The organism is Bacillus sp. 11C (genome assembly GCF_055486375.1).
On record NZ_JBUPVZ010000002.1, the window covers coordinates 398,649 to 421,890 of the forward strand.

18 protein-coding genes and 5 tRNA genes are annotated in these 23,242 nt (G+C 43.1%); 10 read left to right on the top strand and 13 right to left on the bottom strand.

What is annotated here, in order from left to right:
* Positions 1–9: 9 nt before the first annotated feature.
* The 13 genes from ACY3LV_RS04640 to ACY3LV_RS04700 all read right to left on the bottom strand — a co-directional run bounded on the left by ACY3LV_RS04640 (position 10) and on the right by ACY3LV_RS04700 (position 11,401).
* Entirely contained in the window at positions 10–1,518 is a 1,509-nt protein-coding gene (locus ACY3LV_RS04640; protein WP_464863453.1) for an NADH dehydrogenase subunit 5, read from the bottom strand.
* A gap of 1,076 nt (positions 1,519–2,594) precedes the next feature.
* Positions 2,595–3,218, bottom strand: coding sequence for an undecaprenyl-diphosphatase (locus ACY3LV_RS04645; protein ID WP_464863475.1), 624 nt, complete (start codon positions 3,216–3,218; stop codon positions 2,595–2,597).
* Positions 3,219–3,539: 321 nt separating this feature from the next.
* Complete coding sequence (glmS, locus tag ACY3LV_RS04650) at positions 3,540–5,342, bottom strand: glutamine--fructose-6-phosphate transaminase (isomerizing) (protein ID WP_333519072.1); 1,803 nt, start codon at positions 5,340–5,342, stop codon at positions 3,540–3,542.
* Positions 5,343–5,774: 432 nt separating this feature from the next.
* Positions 5,775–7,121: a phosphoglucosamine mutase gene (glmM, locus tag ACY3LV_RS04655; RefSeq protein ID WP_333561327.1), complete on the bottom strand. Its 1,347-nt coding sequence runs from the start codon at positions 7,119–7,121 to the stop codon at positions 5,775–5,777.
* Positions 7,122–7,139: 18 nt separating this feature from the next.
* The gene (cdaR, locus tag ACY3LV_RS04660) at positions 7,140–8,585 is read right to left on the bottom strand and encodes a CdaA regulatory protein CdaR (protein ID WP_464863454.1); all 1,446 of its coding nucleotides are present in this window, start codon (positions 8,583–8,585) and stop codon (positions 7,140–7,142) included.
* Positions 8,578–9,399: a diadenylate cyclase CdaA gene (cdaA, locus tag ACY3LV_RS04665; RefSeq protein ID WP_464863455.1), complete on the bottom strand. Its 822-nt coding sequence runs from the start codon at positions 9,397–9,399 to the stop codon at positions 8,578–8,580. The genes cdaR and cdaA overlap by 8 nt, the downstream gene beginning before the upstream one ends.
* A 160-nt stretch (positions 9,400–9,559) precedes the next feature.
* Entirely contained in the window at positions 9,560–10,186 is a 627-nt protein-coding gene (gene rsiW / locus ACY3LV_RS04670) for an anti-sigma-W factor RsiW (RefSeq protein WP_087992005.1), read from the bottom strand.
* A 13-nt stretch (positions 10,187–10,199) separates the two neighbouring features.
* Positions 10,200–10,763, bottom strand: a complete 564-nt coding sequence (gene sigW, locus ACY3LV_RS04675; protein ID WP_087992004.1) for an RNA polymerase sigma factor SigW — start codon at positions 10,761–10,763, stop codon at positions 10,200–10,202.
* A gap of 229 nt (positions 10,764–10,992) precedes the next feature.
* A tRNA-Gln gene (locus ACY3LV_RS04680) sits at positions 10,993–11,064 on the bottom strand.
* Positions 11,065–11,068: 4 nt separating this feature from the next.
* A tRNA-Tyr gene (locus ACY3LV_RS04685) sits at positions 11,069–11,153 on the bottom strand.
* 17 nt (positions 11,154–11,170) lie between these two features.
* A tRNA-Thr gene (locus ACY3LV_RS04690) sits at positions 11,171–11,243 on the bottom strand.
* Positions 11,244–11,247: 4 nt separating this feature from the next.
* A tRNA-Val gene (locus ACY3LV_RS04695) sits at positions 11,248–11,323 on the bottom strand.
* 3 nt (positions 11,324–11,326) lie between these two features.
* Positions 11,327–11,401, bottom strand: a tRNA-Glu gene (locus ACY3LV_RS04700).
* A 180-nt stretch (positions 11,402–11,581) separates the two neighbouring features.
* On the opposite strand from ACY3LV_RS04700, the gene ACY3LV_RS04705 reads away from it, so the two are divergent.
* From ACY3LV_RS04705 to feuA, 10 genes are all read left to right on the top strand, one after another.
* Entirely contained in the window at positions 11,582–12,037 is a 456-nt protein-coding gene (locus tag ACY3LV_RS04705) for a 2-thiouracil desulfurase family protein (protein ID WP_148962815.1), read from the top strand.
* A gap of 12 nt (positions 12,038–12,049) precedes the next feature.
* On the top strand, positions 12,050–12,532 hold the full coding sequence (locus tag ACY3LV_RS04710) for a GNAT family N-acetyltransferase (protein WP_148962814.1): 483 nt from the start codon (positions 12,050–12,052) through the stop codon (positions 12,530–12,532).
* A gap of 108 nt (positions 12,533–12,640) precedes the next feature.
* Positions 12,641–13,555, top strand: coding sequence for an N-acetylmuramic acid 6-phosphate etherase (gene murQ, locus ACY3LV_RS04715; protein ID WP_464863456.1), 915 nt, complete (start codon positions 12,641–12,643; stop codon positions 13,553–13,555).
* Between the two features lie 16 nt (positions 13,556–13,571).
* Positions 13,572–14,423 carry a MurR/RpiR family transcriptional regulator gene (locus ACY3LV_RS04720; protein ID WP_333561330.1) on the top strand — a complete coding sequence of 284 codons (852 nt, stop codon included), beginning with the start codon at positions 13,572–13,574 and terminating at the stop codon, positions 14,421–14,423.
* Positions 14,424–14,448: 25 nt separating this feature from the next.
* Positions 14,449–15,816 carry a PTS transporter subunit EIIC gene (locus ACY3LV_RS04725; protein ID WP_464863457.1) on the top strand — a complete coding sequence of 456 codons (1,368 nt, stop codon included), beginning with the start codon at positions 14,449–14,451 and terminating at the stop codon, positions 15,814–15,816.
* Positions 15,817–15,871: 55 nt separating this feature from the next.
* Positions 15,872–17,197 carry a penicillin binding protein PBP4B gene (gene pbp4b / locus ACY3LV_RS04730; protein ID WP_464863458.1) on the top strand — a complete coding sequence of 442 codons (1,326 nt, stop codon included), beginning with the start codon at positions 15,872–15,874 and terminating at the stop codon, positions 17,195–17,197.
* A gap of 27 nt (positions 17,198–17,224) precedes the next feature.
* The gene (locus tag ACY3LV_RS04735; protein ID WP_464863459.1) at positions 17,225–19,153 is read left to right on the top strand and encodes a glycoside hydrolase family 3 protein; all 1,929 of its coding nucleotides are present in this window, start codon (positions 17,225–17,227) and stop codon (positions 19,151–19,153) included.
* Positions 19,154–19,163: 10 nt separating this feature from the next.
* Positions 19,164–20,408, top strand: coding sequence for an exo-beta-N-acetylmuramidase NamZ family protein (locus tag ACY3LV_RS04740; RefSeq protein ID WP_464863460.1), 1,245 nt, complete (start codon positions 19,164–19,166; stop codon positions 20,406–20,408).
* Positions 20,409–20,595: 187 nt separating this feature from the next.
* Entirely contained in the window at positions 20,596–22,185 is a 1,590-nt protein-coding gene (gene btr / locus ACY3LV_RS04745; protein WP_148962807.1) for a bacillibactin transport transcriptional regulator Btr, read from the top strand.
* Between the two features lie 90 nt (positions 22,186–22,275).
* Positions 22,276–23,229 carry an iron ABC transporter substrate-binding protein FeuA gene (gene feuA, locus ACY3LV_RS04750; protein WP_464863461.1) on the top strand — a complete coding sequence of 318 codons (954 nt, stop codon included), beginning with the start codon at positions 22,276–22,278 and terminating at the stop codon, positions 23,227–23,229.
* Positions 23,230–23,242 lie beyond the last annotated feature (13 nt).

Below are 23,242 nucleotides of genomic sequence, written 5' to 3' on the forward strand. Positions count from 1 at the left end.
ATGACCTCCTTATGATAAATATTGTTTAAGGTAGTCTGGATGTCTCTCTACTGTCTTTGGTTTTGCTTCACCTAATCGCACTAACCAAAGATAGAGTACTGCGAAGAAAACTGAAGAACGATGACGAGCAACCCACGTACCTAAAGCACTGCCAAATAGTAAGAGACATACGACAATGATCACAGCTGACATTGGAGGCTGAACACTTTGAAAAGCGATTGTATGCAACCACTCATAGAAGAGGCTATGAATGATAAAATATACGAGAGCTGCTCCTCCTAAAAATGTTAAGCCAACAATTCGGCCAAGTCTCCCCTCTCCAAAAGCTACGAGCTGAGTCCAAGAAACGGACAATGACCACCCTAAGATTAGCGCACTAATGAATTGATACCCCTCACCAGGAGCCGTGAGCCAAAAAGAAACCCCTATAACTAAGGATAAAATCCGACCAGCCATGATCCATAAATAGGATGTTCCTTTATTAGCGCCAGCCGATACTTCATGAGACCGTACTGCTGAACCAGCTTGTAAAAACAACGTAGCTTTGAATAAACCATGTAAAATAAGATGAATAATGGCTGCTACATACGCACCTAATGCACACTGAATGAGCATAAACCCCATTTGTCCAATCGTGGAGCCTACTAACTGGCGTTTATAGTCAACCTGGACTAAACTAATGCCAGTTCCAATCAATACAGAGATCCCAGCAAGCATAAGTAAAATAATCGAAGCTATACCACCATTAAATAGAGGTGAAAACCGGGCTAGTATAATCCCGCCTGCATTGACTAAACCTGCGTGCATAATCGCAGAAACGGGAGTTGGAGCAACAATAGACTCAATTAACCATCTTTGGAATGGCCATTGAGCTGCGGGAATGATCACTGCTAATACAATCAATAGATTAATCCCTGTTCTCTCCCATCCCCCCAGTTGAGCTAAACTTTCATTTGTTAAAACCAATGATAACTGCCATTGGCCTGTGACTTGAAAAAGCCAAATCATCGCGAAAAACAAAGAAAACCAACTTAACAAAAATAAGCGGCCAGAAACCTTGGCTGCTTCACTAGCCACTTGCCAAGCACTGTTTAACCTGATAAGTAAGGTTAAACCGACAAGAGTTGCTCCCCAAAAAACAACCATCAGGCGGAGATCACCACTTAACCATGCAATTGAAGCAGCACCTGTCGTGAAAGTAAAAAGCGCAAAATATTTTCGATAGGATCGATCCCCCATTAAGTAACGTACAGAAAAACGCTGAATGATTAGGCCAATTGTTAAAACAAAGAAAGCCATTAACCAAGCTAAGGAATCAAAGTACCAAGGGCCCACATTTCCATTCATACTGCCATTGGTAATAATTACCAATGATACCAACGGTGGTAAAGCCAAAATACCAATATGAATGCGAACAAAACTCAAGGGTACGCGTGGATGTAAAAACAATAGTCCGCTTATCCCAGATGCAATAAGCATAATAAAAAATAATGTTAATAATGATGACGAAACTAACATTCTAACTTCTCCCTTTTTAAATGTCATTAATGTTCAAAAGACCTTTAAGTCAGATCATATTTTTCTATCATTTATTACAATTTTTATTCATCTCTACTTTTTTCCAATAAAAAAACCGACAACTTCAAAATTTCAATGATAATTTTAGATCATTGAATCTTGAAAATTGTCGGCTTCACTTCAACTAACTTCGGTGAAGTTTTTTGAAGAGCTACCTTATTATTGGTCATTTAGCTTTAAGCTATATTTTAACTTCCTTCTAAAGGAATCATCGTTAAAACTTTCATTTAGTCCTTGATTATAAAATAAATCGATTTATGTTACTTTTCCTTTTTAATATTAGAATACTTTTTCATCCAGTCAAGATTTAAAATTAAATATCAAAAGAATGCTAAAGGCCTAATGATTTAGAATGGCGAAAATAAACATCTGCACCGATTATTAAGTTACGTATAAGATATGCTAAATTTTAAATATTGTCAAGCTGTTGGAATACAGAGAATGAAGTATCAAATCCTTCTTTCCCTTTAAATATACATCCTGAATCTTTATCCAAGGCTTATAATATCTATCACTTTAATTTTTTAAAATACAAGAAAAATTTTATAATCATTTTCTATTTTCTTGTTTAGTAAATAACTGAGTTCAATTAGGAACTATAAATGAATACTGGTTCCTACTTTATTTTCAACAGCCTTAACGACCAAGAAATTGAACTAGCTGTTGTGGATATTGTTATAGCTAGAATTCCCCAATTTCTCCGTAGATGTCACTTTCCTTGAAAATACCTTCTTTATATTTTCATATTCTTATGGCAATTCTAAATATCTGTAAAACTAAACATAGCCATCTTTAAAACAAAAAACCCCTTTGGCTAAAACTGTAGCTTTGAAATAAAGGATGATCAAAAATAACACATGAACCTTCAGTTTACGGCAAATTTAAAGAATCCATTTAGAAAAAAAGATAGATCAAAATGGATTCTACAGTTTTGAATACAGATGGAATCTTTATAAAAAATTTGATCATTTTAGGTTACGATTTTTTGAACATTTGCACCCGATTGTTGAATAAATCTAAAAGTTTTTTGACTTATTTTCCTTTCTTTTGAAGCGATAAAGAAGTATGTTTTCACATTTTTCATAAATTTTAATGGTAGTTTGAGTAACATTTAGTTTAGGGAATGTTAAATATATAAAAGTTGAAACTGCTAGGCTTATTAATACTCCTGCTAAAACATCAAAAGGATAATGAACCCCAACCCATATACGGGAGACTCCCACAAGAACAGCTAACAATACCCATAAAATTGACCAGCCTCTCTTAAAGAGCCAGAATGAAATACAATATGAGAAGAATAAAATTGTATGGTCACTTGGAAAAGAATTGTCTTTTTCTTTATGTATCAGTTTATTAACCTCTCCCAATTCAACAAAAGGTTGATAATTCGAGTAAAACACCCCTGAAACCTTCCCTATCGTAAAGGCACAAATGAAAGCGATAGATGCACAAAGAATCATAATTCTATTATCCGTATCTCTTGTAAACCAAATAAAAAGAACACTTAGTGCAAGTAAAAAAACCATATATTCAGCAATAAAACTAAATACAGGATTCAAAAAGGGATATTCTTTTCCTAAGTCATTAACTAGTCTAAACAGTGATATATTAACTTCTGAAATATCCAAACCCAACACCATCCAATCTCTTTTTAGAACATAGTAAAAGAAAATTAGATGACCTGCCATCGAATCAAATTACATTATTTGAGATTAAAGTTACATTTTTGTAAGATTGGTGTCACATCATTTATGTAAAAAGGGGACTCAATATCAATTGGAATCCCCTTATAATTTTTAGTTACCTGCCTCTTTAGTTAAAATAGAAAAATACCCTTAGACAAAAATCATCTAAGGGAAAAAGCATCGCAACATTTTTATAAACGTCGTAACTTTATTTTAAACATCTCATCTTTTTTACAAATTTTAAAGCCACAAAAACAACCAAAGGGGTTAAACATTTTACTCCACAGTAACACTCTTCGCAAGGTTACGAGGCTTATCAACATCACAGCCGCGATGCAGTGCAGCATAGTAAGCGATCAGCTGCAATGGAACAACAGAAACCAATGGAGCAAGCGCTGGGTTTACTTCCGGCAGTACGAATCTGTCATCCGCATCGTCTAGGCCTTTCAGTGAGATGATGCATGTGTTTGCTCCGCGAGCGGCAACTTCTTTGACGTTTCCGCGGATGCTTAGGTTTACGTGCTCTTGTGTCGCCAGTGCGAATACTGGTGTACCTTGTTCGATCAAGGCAATCGTGCCGTGCTTCAGCTCTCCGCCGGCAAAGCCTTCTGCCTGGATGTAAGAAATCTCTTTCAGCTTCAGTGCGCCTTCGACACATACGAAGTAGTCAAGGCCGCGTCCGATGAAGAAAGCGTTTCTGGATACAGTCAAGTATTCACGTGCGATCATTTCCATTTCGTCTTTCTGGTCGCAAAGGGCTTCCATTGCGTTTGCAGCGATACCAAGTTCTTTGACGAGGTCAAATCCGATATCAATGCTGTTTTTGTCTGCAGCTACAGATGCAAGAACCGCAAGAACTGCGATTTGTGCAGTGTAGGCTTTCGTTGACGCAACAGCAATTTCAGGGCCTGCATGAAGCAGCAATGTGTAATCAGCTTCACGAGAAAGCGTTGATCCCGGTACGTTTGTGATTGTCAGGGCTTTATGTCCGAGCGCTTTGACTTGAACAAGTACCGCGCGGCTGTCTGCTGTTTCTCCGCTTTGAGAAAGGAAAATGAAGAGCGGTTTCTTAGACAGAAGCGGCATGTTGTAAGAGAATTCACTCGCTACATGCACTTCAACCGGCACACCTGCCCACATTTCAATATATTGTTTACCGACAAGTCCTGCATGGTAGCTTGTTCCGCAGCCAATGATATAGATGCGGTCCGCTTCCGCTACAGCGGCAGCGATATCGCCAGGCACAGACAGCTTGCCGTTTTCATCTTGATATGTTTGGATGATTTTGCGCATGACAACAGGCTGCTCATCCGTTTCTTTCAACATGTAGTGAGGGTATGTGCCTTTTTCGATATCACTGGCATCCAGCTCAGCGATATAAGAAGCACGGGAAATCACGTCACCATCAAGGTTTTTGATGACAACTTGATCATCAGTGACGATGACCATTTCTTTATCCATCAGCTCTACGTATTCATTGGTCACTTGAAGCATTGCCATCGCATCAGATGCTACGACGTTGAATGTATCTCCAAGACCGACTAATAGAGGGCTTTTGTTTTTCGCTACAAAAATCGTTTCTCTGTTTTCGTTGTCGAATAAAGCAATTGCGTAAGAGCCTTTTAACAGTGTAAGTGTTTTGCGGAACGCTTCTTCTGTTTCAAGTCCTCCGTTGACAAATTGCTCGATTACTTGAACAACTACCTCTGTATCAGTGTCACTTTTGAGCTCTACATCTTGCAAATACTCTTGTTTCAGCTGAACATAGTTCTCGATCACGCCGTTATGAACAAGTGTAAAGCGGCCCAGTGCGCTTTGATGCGGGTGAGCGTTCAGATAGCTTGGTTCGCCGTGTGTTGCCCAGCGAGTATGGCCAATTCCGGCTTTGGCCTCTGCATTGGCATCCACAACTTCACGAAGATCAGCAATGCGTCCTTTTTCTTTGAACACATGAATCCCCTGTTCGTTGGCAACAGCTATACCCGCAGAGTCATATCCGCGGTACTCAAGCTTTTCTAACCCTTTCAGTAAAATTTCCTTCGCATCAAGCTGACCGATATAACCTACGATTCCACACATAATTTCTTCCTCCTAAGATGGTAAAAGGAGACGAAGAAAGTCGAATTTCAAGGGGACTTTCAATCGTCCCCTCCTACATGTTTTTGGAAGATCATGTGATTTCTCTTTGTGCAAGGAGTCGCCTCCTTGGTTTGAAGAAATCCTTACGGCTGTGATCTGCATAATCAGCCGGGAGGCATCCGCCGAAAATTCGATAACCTCCATCCTCGTCAACTAAGCCTTTTTTTTCGGGCGCTTAGTCCGGGCGCTATAATTATAGGTGAAGCAATAATCCCGTCTTTTCTTCCTCAGAGAAAATAAGAACAAGACAAGCTTGATTTTACAGCATGTGCCATGCACGGTCAATTGTTTTTTAAACAACTTTGCCGCATGTCTCACCATTATCATATGTAAACCTCGCTTGTCTTGTTCGCTCTCTGATGATAGGCTTCGTTACTCCAATCCCATTTCTGACCGCACAACTTCAGCAATGCGATTTACGTATTCATCGCACAGCTCTTTCGTTTTCGCTTCAGCCATAACACGGACGAGCGGTTCAGTGCCTGAAGGGCGCACCAAAATCCGGCCGTCGCCGTTCATTTCTTTTTCAACTTCAGAAATAACATCTTTTACTTTTTCATTTTCTTCGACTTTATATTTATTAGTTACTCTCACATTGACTAACAGCTGCGGGAACTTCTGCATTTCAGCTGCAAGCTCTGACAGCGGCTTCCCTGTCGCTTTCAATGTGTTCATCAGCATAATAGCAGACAATAATCCGTCCCCTGTCGTGTTGTAATCAAGGAAAATAAGATGTCCTGACTGCTCACCGCCGACATTGTAGCCGTCATGTTTCATCGCTTCTACTACGTAGCGGTCGCCGACAGCTGTCTGAACGCTTTTGATGCCTTCTTTTTCGAGCGCCTTATAGAAACCGAGGTTGCTCATCACGGTTGAAACGACTGTATCATCCTTTAAGCGGCCCTCTGATTTCAGGTATTTTGAGCATATGTACATGATTTGGTCGCCGTCAACGATATTTCCTTTTTCATCGACCGCAATCAGGCGGTCGCCGTCACCGTCGAACGCAAGTCCGAGATCGGCGTTTTTCTCTTTGACAAACGCGCTGAGCGCTTCTGGATGTGTCGATCCGACGCCGTCATTAATGTTTAACCCGTTCGGGGAAGTGCCCATTGTTGAAACATCTGCATCTAAATCAGCAAACAGGTGTGTCGCCAAGGACGATGTTGCGCCATGAGCACAGTCGAGCGCCACATGAATGCCTGTGAAATCTTCATCAGCTGTCTGTTTTAAAAATTGCAGATATTTTTGGCCGCCTTCAAAATAATCATTTACAAGCCCGAGATCGCCTCCGACCGGTCTTGGCAGCTTATCCTCCGGTTCGTCCATCAGCCGTTCAATTTCAGCCTCCTGTTCGTCGGAAAGCTTAAATCCGTCTCCCCCGAAAAACTTGATGCCGTTATCCTGCACTGGGTTGTGAGAGGCAGAAATCATGACGCCTGCCTCTGCATCCATCGCTTTTGTTAAATAAGATACACCAGGTGTAGAAATGACACCCAGACGCATGACTTCTGCGCCAATGGATAAAAGTCCGGCGACAAGGGCTCCCTCCAGCATATGGCCGGAGATGCGTGTATCGCGGCCTATCAGCACTTTTGGACGTTGTTTGTCTTTTGTCAGCACATATCCGCCGAAACGTCCGACTTTAAAGGCCAGCTCAGGTGTAAGCTCACTATTGGCGACACCTCTTACACCATCTGTTCCAAAATACTTGCCCATTTTATAATCGCTCCTTTTTTATTCTGATGATGATTGTGAACCCGCAGTAGATTCGTCCTCACCCTGATCTTGGTTTTGATCTTTATGTTCGTCTTGTTTTTGATCATTGCTGTTTTTCGTTGTATCTTCTTGCTGGTTGTTCTTTTGATCATTCGTTTGTTGACCTGTGTCATCCTGGTTCCCTGATGTATTGCTGCTGTTGTCATTAGTTGATGTATTGCTTTTTTTAGACGTCAGCTTGATTTTGGCGTTTTTCTGTCCCAAGGACCAGGTTACATTTTGAGGCCCGTTTACTTCAAGCTTCACGCTATGCTCCCCGTCATCTAAATCTGAAACATTCACATACAATTCAATATCTGATTTTTCCAGTTTTTTTATATTGCTGGGAGAGCCTTTAGCCGTCACGTCTATCGCTTGCGAATCAGGGTCTAGAAATTCAATGTTTTGCGAGCTGCTCAGCCCTACAGTCTTAATAGAGACATTCTCAAACTTCTGATCCGCTTCACTATCTACTTCTATATGCAAAGTCACCTTTGACGGCGAGATTTTTTTGACACCGTCGGGAAGCGGGATATCTGCCTCGATATGGGAATCCTTGTTAATTTTGCTTAAATCTATGCTGACGCCGTCTATAAATTCAAGAGAATCCAACACATCCTGCGAGCCGTAAACCGTTACCTCACTGGGGCTGGATTCAATATTCGCTATACTGACACCGTCAGGAAGGCTTCCTGTCCGTTCAATTTTAAAGGGTACTTTTTTACTTGGGCTTGTCACCGGAACGGTAATCTTGATGACCGAAGGCTCCACGTCCACAGGAAGCGCGTTTCCGTCCTTATCATAGACAGTCACTTTTGCCTCCTTTTCAATCGTTTCATCTGCGTTCTCCAGGTTCACTGAAGCTTTCACAAGAGAAATATGATCAATCACATCTTTAGATCCGGTAATCTGCACATTTTTCGGACTGACAATCGGCTGCTCCGGAGAATAGCCTTTTTTCATCTTGCTTTTATTGTAGTACTCCACTTCTACAGGAAAGCTTTTGGTCATCCGTTCTTGAATCGTAACTGTCGTAACAGACGGATTGATTGAGATTGTCAGCCCATCCGACACGTTTTTGGCCTTTAGCTCAACCTTATGTGTACCGGTTTTTAAATTTTCCATGTCGGCATATATTTCAAAATTCTTGGTCTGTCTAGCCTTTTTCACAGCACTTGTCGAGCCTTTTATCGTGACATTAACCGTTTGCGGAACACCCGTCACGACGTAGTTTTCATCATCATAATACGCTTTGACCGGAATGTCGGTCAGTGTTGCCTCATCAATTGTTGATGTTGGAAAGAAAGATTCACCCGGTTTTTTCGGAGTTGGTGCTTGATTGCTGTTGACCGCCACATAAAGCAAGAGCGCGAAAAGCAGAGCAATAATTTTCACAGCCCAGCGATTGTTTAAGAATTTATCCATTTTTCTTGCCCCTCCAATACCAGCGGTTAGAAGAAGTGTCTCTGGTGTTTTTCTTAAACTCGGCGTCAAGCATTTCTTTCAGCGCTTCTTCGGTCAGCTCTCTGTGAAGGTCTCCGTTCTTTGCCACACTGACGCCGCCGGTCTCTTCAGACACAATAATCGTCAAACTGTCTGTCACTTCACTGATACCGACAGCCGCTCTGTGCCGCGTACCCAGTTCTTTTGAAATAAACGGGCTTTCCGAAAGCGGCAGATAACAGGCGGCAGCGGCAATTTCATTATTCTTCATAATCACAGCACCGTCATGAAGCGGGGTGTTCGGTATAAAAATATTGATCAGCAGCTCAGAGCTGACTTTGGCATTCAATGGGATGCCGGTCTCAATATAATCGCTCATTCCAGTGTCCCGCTCAATGGTCAGCAGGGCGCCTATACGGCGTTTCGCCATATAATTGATCGCTTTTGTGATTGCCTCAATCGTTTTCTGCTGCGCTTCCTCCACAGGCGTGCCGCTCCTTGAGAAAAAGCGGCCCCGGCCAAGCTGTTCAAGCGCTCTTCTCAGCTCAGGCTGAAAAATAATAATAATTGCTAAAAATCCCCATGTTATCGCTTGGTCCATCAGCCATTGAAGCGTGCCGAGGCCCAAATATTGGCTGGCCATACGGACAAGCACGATCACGACAATTCCTTTTAACAGCTGAACCGCTTTCGTGCCGCGTATGACCATAATAAGTTTATATATCACATACCAAACAAGGAGAATATCAACGGCATTGCCGAGGTACTGCAAAAAAGGGATATCCTCAAAAGCCATTTCCTCGTCCTCCAAGATTTCAGTCATTTCGTATTTTGTGTTTAACGTGTTACGCATATGTACTTAGCATAGCGAGCCCATTATACCACATTTCGATTCGGCAAGTGAAATGCGCCAGCCCTTACAGCCCGTAAAAAAAGAGCAAAGCGGCTGACACGCTTTACTCTTTTTCGTTCGGTTTTAATGCATTGAGTACACTTTTCCCCGCAGACTTCAATTTATACCATGTCCAGTCAAATAATTGATTGATTTCTTCAATCTGACCAGTTACTTGTCCAGCAGAGGCCATATACTTTTCGCCATTTACGACGGTTACATCCCCGTCTATTTTTCCTTTAATAATCAGCTTGCCGTTTTTGACAGTGACATCACCTTTGACCGTCTCACCTTCAGGCACGATCACAGTATGGTTCTGCACCACAAGATTCGGCTGCTTAGACACGCTGAAGTTGTGGTCATTATGCCAGCTGTTTAAAAAACCTCCGCCCATCAAAATGATGAATACCGCAGCAGCTGCGATAACAGGATGGGTTCTGAACCACCTTTTCACAGAAGCTCTTTTCTTCTCCTTAGGCAATTTAGCCATGACATTAGCGGTAAAATCCGCGGGGGCTTCGACATGCGATGTGCTCCGGACGAGCGCTATAGATTTTTCCATCTCATAAAAATGCTTTCTGCATTTCTCGCATGTCTCAAGATGTTCATTTAATACGTGTTCATCTTTTGGAAGGATATCTCCATCAAGATGCATATGCATAAGCTGCACAATTTGTTCAGGACAGCTCATTTCATCACCCCACTTAAAGATCCCTTAATTGTTTTCGAAGAGCCTCTCTGCCTCTGTGAATCCGCGTTTTCACAGTCCCCACAGGAATGTTTAGAATCTCGCCGATTTCAATTAATGAGAGTTCGTCAATATACTTTAATACGATAACTGTTCTGTATTTGTCAGGAAGCTTTAAAATTTTCTGCTGAATCGTGTTTGAGAGCTCCAGCGACACTACTTCATCTTCTGGCAAAACTCCGTCTGCGGCGATTTGCGAATACATGGTCAAGCCTTCCGTACCAGCCACCTCTGCATCGAGGTAATAATCCGGCTTCTTTTTGCGAATGCGGTCAATAGTCAAATTGGTCGCGATTCGATAAAGCCAAGTTGAAAATTTCCGGTTAATATCAAAACTGTCGATATTAACGTACGCCCTGATGAAAGCCTCCTGTGCAATATCCTCCGCCTCATGCACATTGCCAAGCATACGGTAGCAAAGCTGATAAATTTTATCCTTGTAAATATCTACGATGTCCGCAAATGCATTTTGGTCGCCTTTTTTGACTTGCTTAATTCTCTTTTTAATCATCATTTCCATATTTATCTAACCTCTGCCTTCACCGGTCTGTATGTATACGAGCTTCGTTTTAAAAGGTTTCAATTTTTTATAAAATAAGTTTAACAAATTTTTGGCAGGGTGTAGATGGTAATTCGTGAATAAACTACCTTAACATATTTTTAAAATTATTATACAGACTGAACAGTTAGAAGTTGGAATGATTTTCACAAAATAAAAAAAGACACCTTTTGGTCAAAGGTGTCTGTGACTGGGCTAGCTGGATTCGAACCAACGCATGACGGAGTCAAAGTCCGTTGCCTTACCGCTTGGCTATAGCCCAATAATGGTGGAGGGGGGCAGATTCGAACTGCCGAACCCTGAGGGAGCGGATTTACAGTCCGCCGCGTTTAGCCACTTCGCTACCCCTCCGTATTTTGAAAAGACAGTGCCGGCAAGAGGACTTGAACCCCCAACCTACTGATTACAAGTCAGTTGCTCTACCAATTGAGCTACACCGGCAAGATGGTGGAGGATGACGGGCTCGAACCGCCGACCCTCTGCTTGTAAGGCAGATGCTCTCCCAGCTGAGCTAATCCTCCAAATGGTGACCCGTACGGGATTCGAACCCGTGTTACCGCCGTGAAAGGGCGGTGTCTTAACCGCTTGACCAACGGGCCGTTTGTGTTCTCGTCGAGCTGACAAAAGTTATTATATACAGGTTACCCCCTGTTTGTAAAGAGAAAAATTAAATTTTTTATTTTCAAACTTTTTAACTCCTTTTTTAACTGAAAAAGCCTCCCAACATTAGTCATTTATTTTATGATAGAGACAAGCGAAGCAAGAGAGGAGAAACAAATATGATTCTAGTCAGTTCTTGCCTTGGAGGCATTGAATGCAGATACAACGGCTCTCACGCCGCATCAGAGAAAATCAGAAAACTCGTCGATGAAAATAAAGCAGTCATGGCTTGTCCTGAGCTTCTCGGCGGCTTTTTCACTCCCCGTGAGCCTGCAGAAATCATCGGAGGCACCGGCGAGGATGTTCTCAATGGAACCGCTAAAATCGTGACAGCTTCAGGAGAAGATGTAACAGAGTTATATATGAAAGGCGCCGCTAAAACATTAGCTTACGCAAAAGAAATCAATGCATCCGCTGTCATATTAAAAGAAAACAGTCCATCGTGCGGAAGCAATTTCATTTATAACGGCACATTCACTGGCAAAAAAATCGCCGGCAGCGGAGTGACCGCCGCACTGCTAAAACAAGCGGGCTGCCGTGTCATTTCAGAAAACCAGTTAGACGACATATTGTAAGGAGGGCACCCCATGACTCAAGACATTTCTTTATCCTTCTATAAACCTGAACATTCGCCGGAACTTCAATCATTCACCCTAAACAACGATGACAAGCGCTTTACCTCTCTCCCCAAAGAGGTGCTGACTCAGGCCTTAGGCATACAGGACCGGTATCCGGCTGTCATCTTAAATGACAATCTGCCAGTCGGCTTTTTCATTTTACATACATCAAAAGAAACGCTTGCTCCCTATACTAGCAATCCATTTGCTTTACTGCTCAGCTCCCTGTCTTTAAACGCTGTACATCATGGAAAAGGCTATGCAAGAAAAGCAATGCTTCAGCTTCCCTCGTTTGTGAGCAGTTATTTTCCATGGTGCGATGAAATCATTTTGGCCGTCAATCACCTAAACACACGCGCAAAACACCTTTATATGAAAAGCGGGTTCCTAGATAAAGGACGGCGAAAAATCGGGCCGCTCGGAGAACAGCTGATTCTTCATTATTTCCTATAGTCTCGGATGAAATAAAATTTCAAAAATATAAAATCCAGTTGAAATATCATAACGGAAGTGAATATACTGAATAGTAAGATACATCATTTTAAAACAGGGGGCATCCTCATGTCAGAACCATTAAACCTTCACCGGCTTACAACAGAATCACGCAATAGCCAAACAGCGGAAATCCACAAAACAAACACTCTCGGCATCCTCAAGATGATCAACAACGAAGATTTGAAAGTTGCTGCCGCCGTTCAGCAGGTTCTCCCTGATATTAAAACAGCTGTAGACTGCGCATACAACTCTTTTCAAAATGGTGGCCGGCTCATATACACAGGCGCCGGCACAAGCGGCAGACTAGGTGTCATGGATGCTGTTGAATGTCCTCCCACCTACAGCGTAAGCCCAGATCAGGTCATCGGAATTATGGCTGGAGGCCCCAAAGCATTTTTGCAGGCAGCAGAGGGCATTGAAGACAGTGAAGAAGCAGGAGCGGAAGATTTAAAAAACATACAGCTTACGTCAAACGACACCGTCATTGCCATTGCAGCAAGCGGCCGCACACCTTATGCCGCAGGCGCCCTCACATACGCCCGTAAAGTAGGAGCACACGCCATCGCCCTTACCTGCAATGAAACTTCCGTCATCAGCAAGGAAGCGGATCACAGCATTGAGGTTGTTGTTGGGCCTGAGGCCATTACAGGATCAACACGTATGAAAGCCGCAACCGCTCATAAAATGATTCTAAACATGATATCCACCGCAGTAATGGTCAAAATCGGCAAGGTTTACGAAAACTTGATGGTAGACGTCAACGTCAGCAATAAGAAACTAAAAGAACGCGCCATCAGCATCATCCAAAGCCTCACTAACGCTTCATACGACACAGCCAGACATACACTGGAACAAGCCAATCATCACGTCAAAACGGCAATCCTCATGCTCAAAACAAGCACAGATCAAGAAAAAGCTAAAACATTGCTTGAGGAAGCAAACGGTTTTATAGACAAAGCAATCGAAAACTACCATTCATGATAAGGAGAGACCGAGCATGGCAACAGGCGGTTTAGCGATCATCCAATCAATGAAGCACAAGCTCCCTCCATCCGAGCGTAAACTTGCGGATTACATCCTAACTCATCCCCATAAGGCAATAGAAAACACTGTCAGCGAAATCAGCGCCTTAGCCAATTCAAGTGACGCTGCCGTCATCAGGCTCTGCAAATCACTCGGACTAAAGGGTTTTCAAGATTTAAAAATGAGAGTAGCAGGCGATCTGGCAAAGCCTGCTGTTCAAGGCTACCGGGACATTGCGCCCCACGAACCGCTGTCCTCCATTTCTGAAAAAGCAGCCGGCAATGCCATTCAAGCCATTCAGGACACCTCAGACCTGATGGACTACAAAGAGCTTGAACGAGCGGTTTCTCTGCTTCTCCAAGCTCATACTGTGCATTTTATCGGCGTCGGGGCTTCCGGCATTGTCGCCAAGGACGCCCAGCAAAAGTGGCTTCGCATTCATAAACTAGCAACCGCGTTCACAGACACTCATCTTGTGGCATCATTAATCGCAAATGCAGATAAGGATGACATCGTATTCGCTATTTCGTTTTCGGGAGAGACGCAGGAAATCATTGAGCTGCTCACGATGGCTAAGGAAAAAAGCATCAAAACGATCAGCCTCACACAATTCAGTCAGACATCCGTCTCCGCGCTCGCTGATGTCCCGTTGCACACAGCACACTCCAATGAAGCCCTGATTCGAAGTGCAGCCACTTCCTCCCGCCTCGCCCAGCTTTTTATGATTGATGTTTTGTTTTTAGGCATGGCAGCTGAGCGGTACGAAGAAACAACCGGATATATCGATAAAACGAGAGCAGCCATAAAATCTATGAGAAAAAAATAAGGCATCTTGATGAGGAGGGGTTTTGATGAGCAAAGAAAATAACTACCATCATCTCGCAAAGAAAATCCTTGAGCTATGCGGAGGAAAATCCAATATTTCATCGTATACGCATTGCATGACGCGCCTGCGTATTACGCCTTACGATGAAAGCAAAACAGATGCTCACGCTTTAACAGAGCTTGACGGCGTATTGGGGGTCGTCGAAGCTGAAACCATCCAAATCATCCTCGGAGCAGGAATCGTCAATCATGTCACAGCCGCTTTCTCAAAGCTTGTGTCAGCAGAAGATGATATCGATGTCAAAGATGCAGCTGCCAAAAAGAAAGCCGATATAAACCGAAAAAATGCCACTCCATTTAAGCTTTTCTTACGTAAAATTGCCAGCGTCTTTATACCGCTAATTCCCGCACTCGTCGCTTCCGGTTTAATTACTGGGATTACCAAAGCAATCATTCAAGCCGAATGGCTCTCTGCAGAATCACAAGTCGCTATTATCTTGACAGTCATCGGCTCCGGGCTGTTCACTTATCTCGGCATTCTCGTCGGTATTAACGCATCGAAAGAATTTGGCGGAACACCCGCTCTTGGTGCTCTGGCGGGGATCTTGATTTTGAATCCGGAGATCGCAAAGATCGTTTTATTCGGAGAACAGCTTCTTCCGGGCAGGGGAGGGCTGATCGGAGTTCTTTTCGCAGCCATATTCATCGCTTACACCGAACAATTTATCCGCCGTTTTATTCCTCAATCACTTGATATCATTGTCACTCCAACCGTTTCACTGTTAATCACCGGAATCGTAACGTATGTCGTATTTATGCCTTTAGGCGGCTTCATTTCCGATGCCATTACATCCGGCCTTCTGTCCATCCTGGACATCGGCGGCATAGCTGCAGGCTTTATTTTGGGCGCGACCTTCCTTCCTCTCGTCGTGACCGGACTGCATCAAGGCTTGACGCCTGTGCACATGGAACTGATCAATTCAATTGGAAATGATCCTCTGCTCCCGATTCTGGCGATGGGAGGCGCGGGACAGGTAGGCGCGGCCTTTGCCATCTTTGTCAAAACGAAAAAAACAACATTAAGAAAAGCGATCGCCGGCGGGCTCCCCCCAGGGTTTCTCGGCATTGGTGAACCGCTAATCTTCGGAGTTACGCTGCCACTTGGACGTCCGTTTTTAACAGCATGCTTAGGAGCCGGAATTGGCGGCGCTTTTCAAGCATATTTTCAGGTAGCCACCATTGCCATTGGTGTCTCCGGGCTGCCGCTTTCCTTTCTCGTCCTGTCTTCACAAATTATCCTATATATCATCGGACTCTTTATTTCCTACGCAGCCGGCTTTTTATTGACCTACGCGTTCGGATATAAAGATGAAATGGCTTCTCAGTTCGATTAAATGGTTTCTGTTTTAGGGATAGTAACGGGATAGAAGCATGGAAAGGAGCAAGCCTATGAAAACAAAGACACTTTCCTTATTCAGTGCCATTTTAACTTTTTCCATATTGGTGTCGAACGAAACCTTCGCGCAAACAGCAGATAACCAAATTGAGCCGAAAACCATAAATTCAGAAACTGTACAATTCTCATCGAAGAAACTAAGGAAGGTTGATCGGATGATAGAACGGGATGTTGAAGCAGGATTTCCAGGCGCCGTTCTTGTCATCGTGAAGGACGGCCGCATCATTAAAAAAGAAGCGTACGGCTACAGTAAAAAGTACAAAGGATCAGAGCTGCTGCGCCGTCCAGTTAAAATGAAAAACCGCACGATGTTTGACTTGGCCTCAAATACAAAAATGTATGCAACGAATTTTGCATTACAGCGCTTAGTCACCCAAGGAAAACTGGACGTCTATGAGAAGGTTTCTGCCTATTTGCCTGATTTCAAGGAGCAGCCGGGAGACCTCATAAAAGGAAAAAACAAAATTCGTGTCATCGATGTCCTGCAGCACCAATCAGGACTTCCCGCAAGCTTTTACTTTTACTCACCGAAAAAAGCCGGTATGTACTATTCTCAGGACCGGAATAAAACGATGGAATATTTAACGAAAATTCCGCTCGATTATGAAACAGGGACAAAACACGTATACAGCGACATAGGATATATGCTCCTCGGCAGTATTGTCGAAAATCTCACCGGTAAACCGCTTGATGTATATGCGGAGCAAGAACTTTACAAGCCGTTGAGGCTGAAGCATACCTTATACAATCCGTTACAAAAAGGATTTAAACCGAAGCAATTCGCAGCGACTGAACGTATGGGCAATACGCGGGACGGCTTTATTCATTTCCCTAACATCCGTACAGATACGCTGCAAGGAGAAGTGCATGACGAAAAAGCATTTTACTCAATGGGAGGCGTGTCCGGACATGCCGGATTGTTCTCAAATGCAGATGATATGGCCATTCTGCTGCAAGTCATGCTAAACAAAGGATCATACCGAAGCGTTTCTTTATTTGATCAGAAAACAGCCGACCTGTTCACGGCACCTTCAGCAACAGACCCAACATACGCTCTTGGCTGGCGGCGAAACGGCAGTAAAAGCATGGAATGGATGTTTGGCTCCTATGCCAGCGAAAGTGCTTACGGGCATACCGGCTGGACAGGGACAGTTACGATCATTGATCCAACTTACAATTTAGGCATCGCATTGTTAACAAACAAAAAGCATTCACCAGTTGCTGATCCAGAGGAAAATCCTAACGTGTTTGAGGGTGATCAATTTCCAACAGGCAGTTACGGGAGCGTCATTACCGCGATTTATGAAGCGATGGAATAAATGATTCGACGATAGGAGGAAGTTTCTATGAAACCTGTCTTTCCGCTTATCCTTTCAGCCGTTCTCTTTCTTTCATGTTTTCTGGGCGCCAGCCAAGCAAAAGCTGCTTCATCCAACAGCTCACCCAACGCCAAGCAGCTTGTCAATCGCATGACGTTAGATGAAAAACTCGGCCAGATGCTGATGCCTGATTTCAGAAATTGGCAAAAGGAGGGCGAGTCTTCTCCGCAAGCCTTTACAGAAATGAATAAGGAAGTCGCTAGCCTCATCAAGAAATATCAATTTGGAGGCGTCATCCTTTTTGCGGAAAATGTAAAAACAACAAAACAAACTGTTCAATTGACAGACGCTTACCAAAAGACCAGCAAAATCCCTCTCATGCTAAGTATCGATCAGGAAGGGGGCATCGTAACGAGATTAGGAGAGGGGACTAATTTCCCGGGGAATATGGCACTGGGTGCAGCCAGAAGCAGAATCAATGCCTATCAGACTGGCACCATCATTGGAAAAGAACTTTCTGCCTTAGGCATTAATACAGATTTCAGCCCTGTCTTGGACATTAATAATAATCCTGATAATCCAGTCATCGGCGTACGGTCATTCAGCTCCCATCGAGAACTGACAGCACGACTCGGTTTATACACGATGAAAGGTTTGCAGCGGCAAGATATAGCCTCTGCCCTCAAACATTTCCCGGGACATGGAGACACGGACGTTGACAGCCATTACGGACTGCCTCTCGTTCCCCATAGCCAAGAACGCCTTCGTGAGATCGAGCTCTATCCTTTTCAAAGAGCCATTGATGCCGGTGCTGATATGGTGATGACAGCTCACGTTCAATTTCCTGCCTTTGATGGCACCACATACAAAAGCAAACTCGATGGATCGGACATTCTGGTTCCGGCTACACTCTCAAAAAAAGTGATGACAGGTCTTCTTCGTCAGGAAATGTGCTTTAATGGCGTCATAGTTACCGATGCTCTCAATATGAAAGCAATCGCAGATCATTTCGGCAAGGAAGAGGCTGTCGTGATGGCTGTAAAAGCCGGCGTCGATATTGCATTAATGCCTGCCTCAGTTACTTCTCTGAAAGAAGAACAGAAATTCGCCCGTGTTATTCAAGCTTTAAAAGCAGCCGTGAACAACGGTGACATTCCTGTACAACAAATCAACAAATCGGTTGAAAGAATCATTTCCCTGAAAATAAAACGCGGTATGTATCCAGCTCGACATGACGACAGCATAAAAGAAAAAATAGCCAAAGCCCAGAAAATCGTAGGAAGCAAGCATCACTTGAAAGCAGAGAAAAATATAGCCGAAAAAGCAGTGACCGTTTTAAAAAATGAACAGCGCACCTTGCCGTTCAAACCTAAAAAAGACAGCCGAATCTTAATTATCGCGCCTTACGAAGAACAAACCGCTTCAATTGAACAAACCATTCGTGATCTCATCAAGCGAAAGAAAATCAAACCCGTGTCCCTAAGCAAAATCAATTTTGCCAACCAAGTATTTAGTGCCGAGCATGAAAAACAAGTAAAAGAGGCTGATTATATCATTACCGGCTCCTACGTCGTGAAAAATGACCCTGTCGTCAACGACGGTGTCATCGACGACACCATATCAGATTCAAGCAAATGGGCCACTGTATTTCCGAGGGTTGTCATGAAAGCCGCACTGCAGCACAACAAGCCATTTGTCTTAATGAGCATGCGCAATCCATATGATGCCGCCAATTTTGAGGAGGCTAAGGCGCTCATTGCTGTCTATGGCTTTAAAGGATACGCGAATGGCCGTTATCTTCAAACCAATATTCCAGCTGGAGTTATGGCGATATTCGGCCAGGCAAAACCTAAAGGCACACTCCCAGTTGACATTCCGTCAGTCACGAAACCGGGAGACATCCTTTATCCATATGGCTACGGATTAAATATCAAAACGGGAAAACCGTTTTCATAAGGAGGGACTCATGAGAAAAACAATATTTGCTTTTCTCACAGGGCTCATCATGTTTGGAACGATAACAGCCGCCTCGGCATCACCCGATTCCAAGAATCAAACGGCTAAAAAACCTAAAGTCCAGACCGGCATAGACACGCTTTTGCCAGTTTATAAAAAACATCTCAAAGGAAAACGAATCGGATTAATCACCAATCCAACCGGTGTAAACGCATCTCTGAAAAGCAGTGTCGATATTCTTCACGAAAACCATGATATTAAACTGACAGCTTTATTCGGCCCTGAGCACGGCGTCCGCGGCGATGCTCAGGCGGGAGACAAAGTCGGCTCTTACATTGACGAAAAAACCGGGATTCCCGTATACAGCCTCTACGGAAAAACGAGGAAACCGACTCCAGAGATGCTGAAAAATGTCGATGTTCTTATGTTTGACATTCAGGATGTCGGGACCCGTTACTACACGTACATTTATACAATGGCATACGCTATGGAAGCCGCTAAAGAAAATGGCATTCCTTTTATGGTGCTGGACCGACCGAATCCTCAAGGCGGGGATCATATTGAAGGACCAGTCTTAGAGCCTGAGTACGCCTCATTTGTCGGACTGTATCCCATTCCGCTAAAGCACGGAATGACCATAGGGGAATTGGCTTTACTGTTCAATAAGGAATTTGACATTGATGCCGATCTGACAGTGGTAAAAATAAAACACTGGAAACGGAAAATGGATTTTGACGACACCAGCCTGCCTTTCGTCCTCCCATCACCTAACATGCCGACGGTAGAGAGCACATTTGTATATCCTGCAACCGGACTGATTGAGGGAACAAATATATCCGAAGGGCGGGGGACAACAAAGCCATTCGAATTGATTGGGGCTCCCTTTATCAAAAGCACAGAACTTGCAGAAACATTAAACAGACTCCATCTGCCAGGCGTCACATTCAGGGCAGCTTCCTTTACGCCGACATTTTCTAAACATCAGGGAATGCTTTGCCACGGTGTTCAGCTCTATGTGACAGACCGAAAAAAGTTTGAAGCGGTTAGAACAGGCCTTTCACTCATTAAAACAATACACGACCTCTATCCTGAGGATTTTGAGTTCCTGGCAACAGGTTCATTTGATAAACTGGCAGGCAACGGCTGGATCAAAACAGAAATTAAAAATGGTACTTCTATAGAAGACATCATAGATCGCTATGAAAAACCACTCAAACAATTCAGTAAAACAAGAAAAAAGCATCTCATCTATTAGACGTAAGCTTCGTATGTTACACGTGTAACATATTCTTACCGAACAAAAGACCCTTACTTTCAAACGGGAGTAAGGGTTTTTTTATGACAAAAACCCACCCGCTTTATATAGGAAAACTTTCATTTATTTGGTACAATCTTATTGAAAATGATTATCAATTGAACGTTTCTGAAAAGGTGGTCTACTCTTGCAAAATACAGTGATTTATTATCCCATACAAATTGAATATCTTAAAAAAACAAGTGATCTCTTCTCAGAACAGCAATTAGCCGATTCATTCGTACTGATCTTTCATGTCAAAGGAAACGGCCATATTTCGATCGGAACAAGCATCAGTCCTCTGCAAAAAAAGACGCTTTATGTTTGTCCGCCTAACGAAACCTTCGGCTTAACGCCTGCAGCCGAAGGACATATAGATACCTGTCTGATCAGGATTCAAAGCTATATCAAGGAATCTGGACAAGATATCTTAACGCCATGTACAGCAACGGAATTAGCCAAACTGAAGCTTGTGAATATATCACATATCGAAAACCTTGCAGCCCGGCTTCAAGAGCTTGCTGCGCTATGGAATGAATCGTCTCAGGTTTCTCACCTAAAATGTATGATTGAAGTACAAAGCCTGATTTATGACCTCATGACTGCCAGTGTATCTGATCAAACGGATACACACTCAGCAATCGAGAAAACAAAACAATACATCGAAACTCATGCAGAAACAAAAATGACACTTGCCCAGTTGTCGCAAATGGCAGGGATCAGCGCCAAACACTACAGCGAAACCTTTAAAAAATGGACAGGTCAAAGCGTAACAGAATTTATCACAAAAACGCGAATCACCAGAGCAAAACGTCTCATGGCAAGATCAAACTGCAAATTGAAAGAAATCGCTCATCAAACCGGCTATCAAGATGAATTTTATTTCAGCAGAATCTTTAAAAAGCATACAGGCTGCTCACCTACAAGCTATATGAAAAAACGACGAAAAAAAATTGCCGCGTACGGAAGGGGCACAATGGGCCACCTCATCCCTCTTCATCACATACCGTTTGCGGCCGCGCTCCATCCAAAATGGACGTCTTACTACTATCAGCATTATTCGACAGATATACCCGTCCAGCTCAGCGCATACCGGTTTAATGAAAAATGGGAAGAAAACCTGAATACGTTATCTCAAGCCGAACCAGATGTGATTTTCAGCATGGATTCTATTTCTCAAGAAGAAAAAAATCATCTGAATCGCATCGCAGAAGTTATTTATCTTCCTTCAGAAGAAAGCTGGAGAACTCACTTTCTGCAAACCGCCTCATTCTTAAAGGAAGAGTCCGAAGCAGAAAAGTGGCTCGCGGCTTATGACCAGCAGACGGCGGTCGCCAAAAAAACACTTCAGCACGCCCAAGGGCAGCGTTTTCTCTTTCTGAGGCTGCATAAGCAAAATTTTTATCTGGCACATCATCGAAGCGTCCGCGAAGTCTTTTTTGGAGATTTAGAATTCCGCTCCGCAAAAACGGAAGACACGCCTTCAGAGCAAGCGATTTCGGTAGAAAATATCGCAAATTACCAAGCTGACTGCTTGATGCTTTTTCTATTTAAAGAGCCTGAAACCATTGCTTATTACCAGCAATTGCAGCAGACAGAAGCATGGCAAAACCTAAGCGCAGTGCGGAATAACCGTGTATACCTTTTATCCTTTGACCCTTGGAATGAATACTCGGCTTGCGGCCATGAACGGATTGTTCAGCAAACCATTTCTTTACTATCCGGTGATTGTCCATGATAAATATGGAATTTGTCCATGGCGTTATATCCGTTCATTCTCTATAATTCCAATTGATAATAGTTATCAATTGAACAGGAGGCTCTATAGATGAAAAAAATATCTCTTACCTTATTAATCTTGCTTCTCGCGCTGACAGCGGCAGCTTGCGGCAACAAAAATGAATCAACTGCCAGCAAGGCAAGCAGCACAGCATCCGAGAAGAAGAAAATTGAATACCTGGATAAAACATATGAAGTCACTGTACCAACAGACAAAATTGCCATTACGGGAAGCGTTGAATCGATGGAAGACGCGAAACTGCTTGACGTTCATCCGCAAGGCGCGATTTCATTCTCCGGCAAATTCCCTGAAATGTTCAAAGACATCACAGACAAAGCCCAACCAACCGGAGAAAAAATGGAGCCAAACATTGAAAAGATTCTTGAGATGAAGCCAGATGTCATCCTTGCTTCAACAAAGTTCCCAGAAAAAACACTGCAAAAAATAAGTACAGCCGGCACAACAATCCCGGTTTCTCACATCTCTTCAAACTGGAAGGAAAATATGATGCTCCTTGCCCAGCTGACTGGTAAAGAGAAAAAGGCGAAAAAAATCATTGCAGACTATGAACAGGATTTAAAAGAAACAAAAACAAAAATCAACGGAAAAGCAAAAGATTCAAAAGCGCTTGTCATTAGAATCAGACAAGGCAACATTTACATTTACCCTGAACAGGTGTACTTCAACTCCACACTTTATGGTGATTTAGGTCTTAAAGCGCCGGACGAAGTAAAATCTGCAAAAGCGCAAGAACTGATTTCATTAGAAAAATTAAGCGAAATGAATCCAGACCATATCTTCGTTCAATTTTCTGATGATGAAAATGCAGATAAACCTGATGCATTAAAAGATTTAGAGAAAAATCCAATCTGGAAAAGCCTTAAAGCAGTCAAAGAAGATCATGTGTACGTTAACTCAGTCGATCCTCTCGCACAAGGCGGCACAGCTTGGAGCAAAGTCCGCTTCCTGAAAGCGGCTGCTGAAAAATTGACACAAAACTAATTCAGAGTAGGTT

Coding starts and splice junctions, on each gene's coding strand:
- rsiW (WP_087992005.1), bottom strand. CDS start 10,186: ATGAGCTGTCCTGAACAAATTGTGCAGCTTATGCATATGCATCTTGAT.
- ACY3LV_RS04740 (WP_464863460.1), top strand. CDS start 19,164: ATGAGAAAAACAATATTTGCTTTTCTCACAGGGCTCATCATGTTTGGA.
- ACY3LV_RS04725 (WP_464863457.1), top strand. CDS start 14,449: ATGAGCAAAGAAAATAACTACCATCATCTCGCAAAGAAAATCCTTGAG.
- ACY3LV_RS04705 (WP_148962815.1), top strand. CDS start 11,582: ATGATTCTAGTCAGTTCTTGCCTTGGAGGCATTGAATGCAGATACAAC.
- ACY3LV_RS04640 (WP_464863453.1), bottom strand. CDS start 1,518: ATGTTAGTTTCGTCATCATTATTAACATTATTTTTTATTATGCTTATT.
- sigW (WP_087992004.1), bottom strand. CDS start 10,763: ATGGAAATGATGATTAAAAAGAGAATTAAGCAAGTCAAAAAAGGCGAC.
- ACY3LV_RS04720 (WP_333561330.1), top strand. CDS start 13,572: ATGGCAACAGGCGGTTTAGCGATCATCCAATCAATGAAGCACAAGCTC.
- murQ (WP_464863456.1), top strand. CDS start 12,641: ATGTCAGAACCATTAAACCTTCACCGGCTTACAACAGAATCACGCAAT.
- cdaR (WP_464863454.1), bottom strand. CDS start 8,585: ATGGATAAATTCTTAAACAATCGCTGGGCTGTGAAAATTATTGCTCTG.
- glmM (WP_333561327.1), bottom strand. CDS start 7,121: ATGGGCAAGTATTTTGGAACAGATGGTGTAAGAGGTGTCGCCAATAGT.
- ACY3LV_RS04735 (WP_464863459.1), top strand. CDS start 17,225: ATGAAACCTGTCTTTCCGCTTATCCTTTCAGCCGTTCTCTTTCTTTCA.
- cdaA (WP_464863455.1), bottom strand. CDS start 9,399: ATGGCTTTTGAGGATATCCCTTTTTTGCAGTACCTCGGCAATGCCGTT.
- pbp4b (WP_464863458.1), top strand. CDS start 15,872: ATGAAAACAAAGACACTTTCCTTATTCAGTGCCATTTTAACTTTTTCC.
- glmS (WP_333519072.1), bottom strand. CDS start 5,342: ATGTGTGGAATCGTAGGTTATATCGGTCAGCTTGATGCGAAGGAAATT.
- feuA (WP_464863461.1), top strand. CDS start 22,276: ATGAAAAAAATATCTCTTACCTTATTAATCTTGCTTCTCGCGCTGACA.
- ACY3LV_RS04645 (WP_464863475.1), bottom strand. CDS start 3,218: ATGGTGTTGGGTTTGGATATTTCAGAAGTTAATATATCACTGTTTAGA.
- ACY3LV_RS04710 (WP_148962814.1), top strand. CDS start 12,050: ATGACTCAAGACATTTCTTTATCCTTCTATAAACCTGAACATTCGCCG.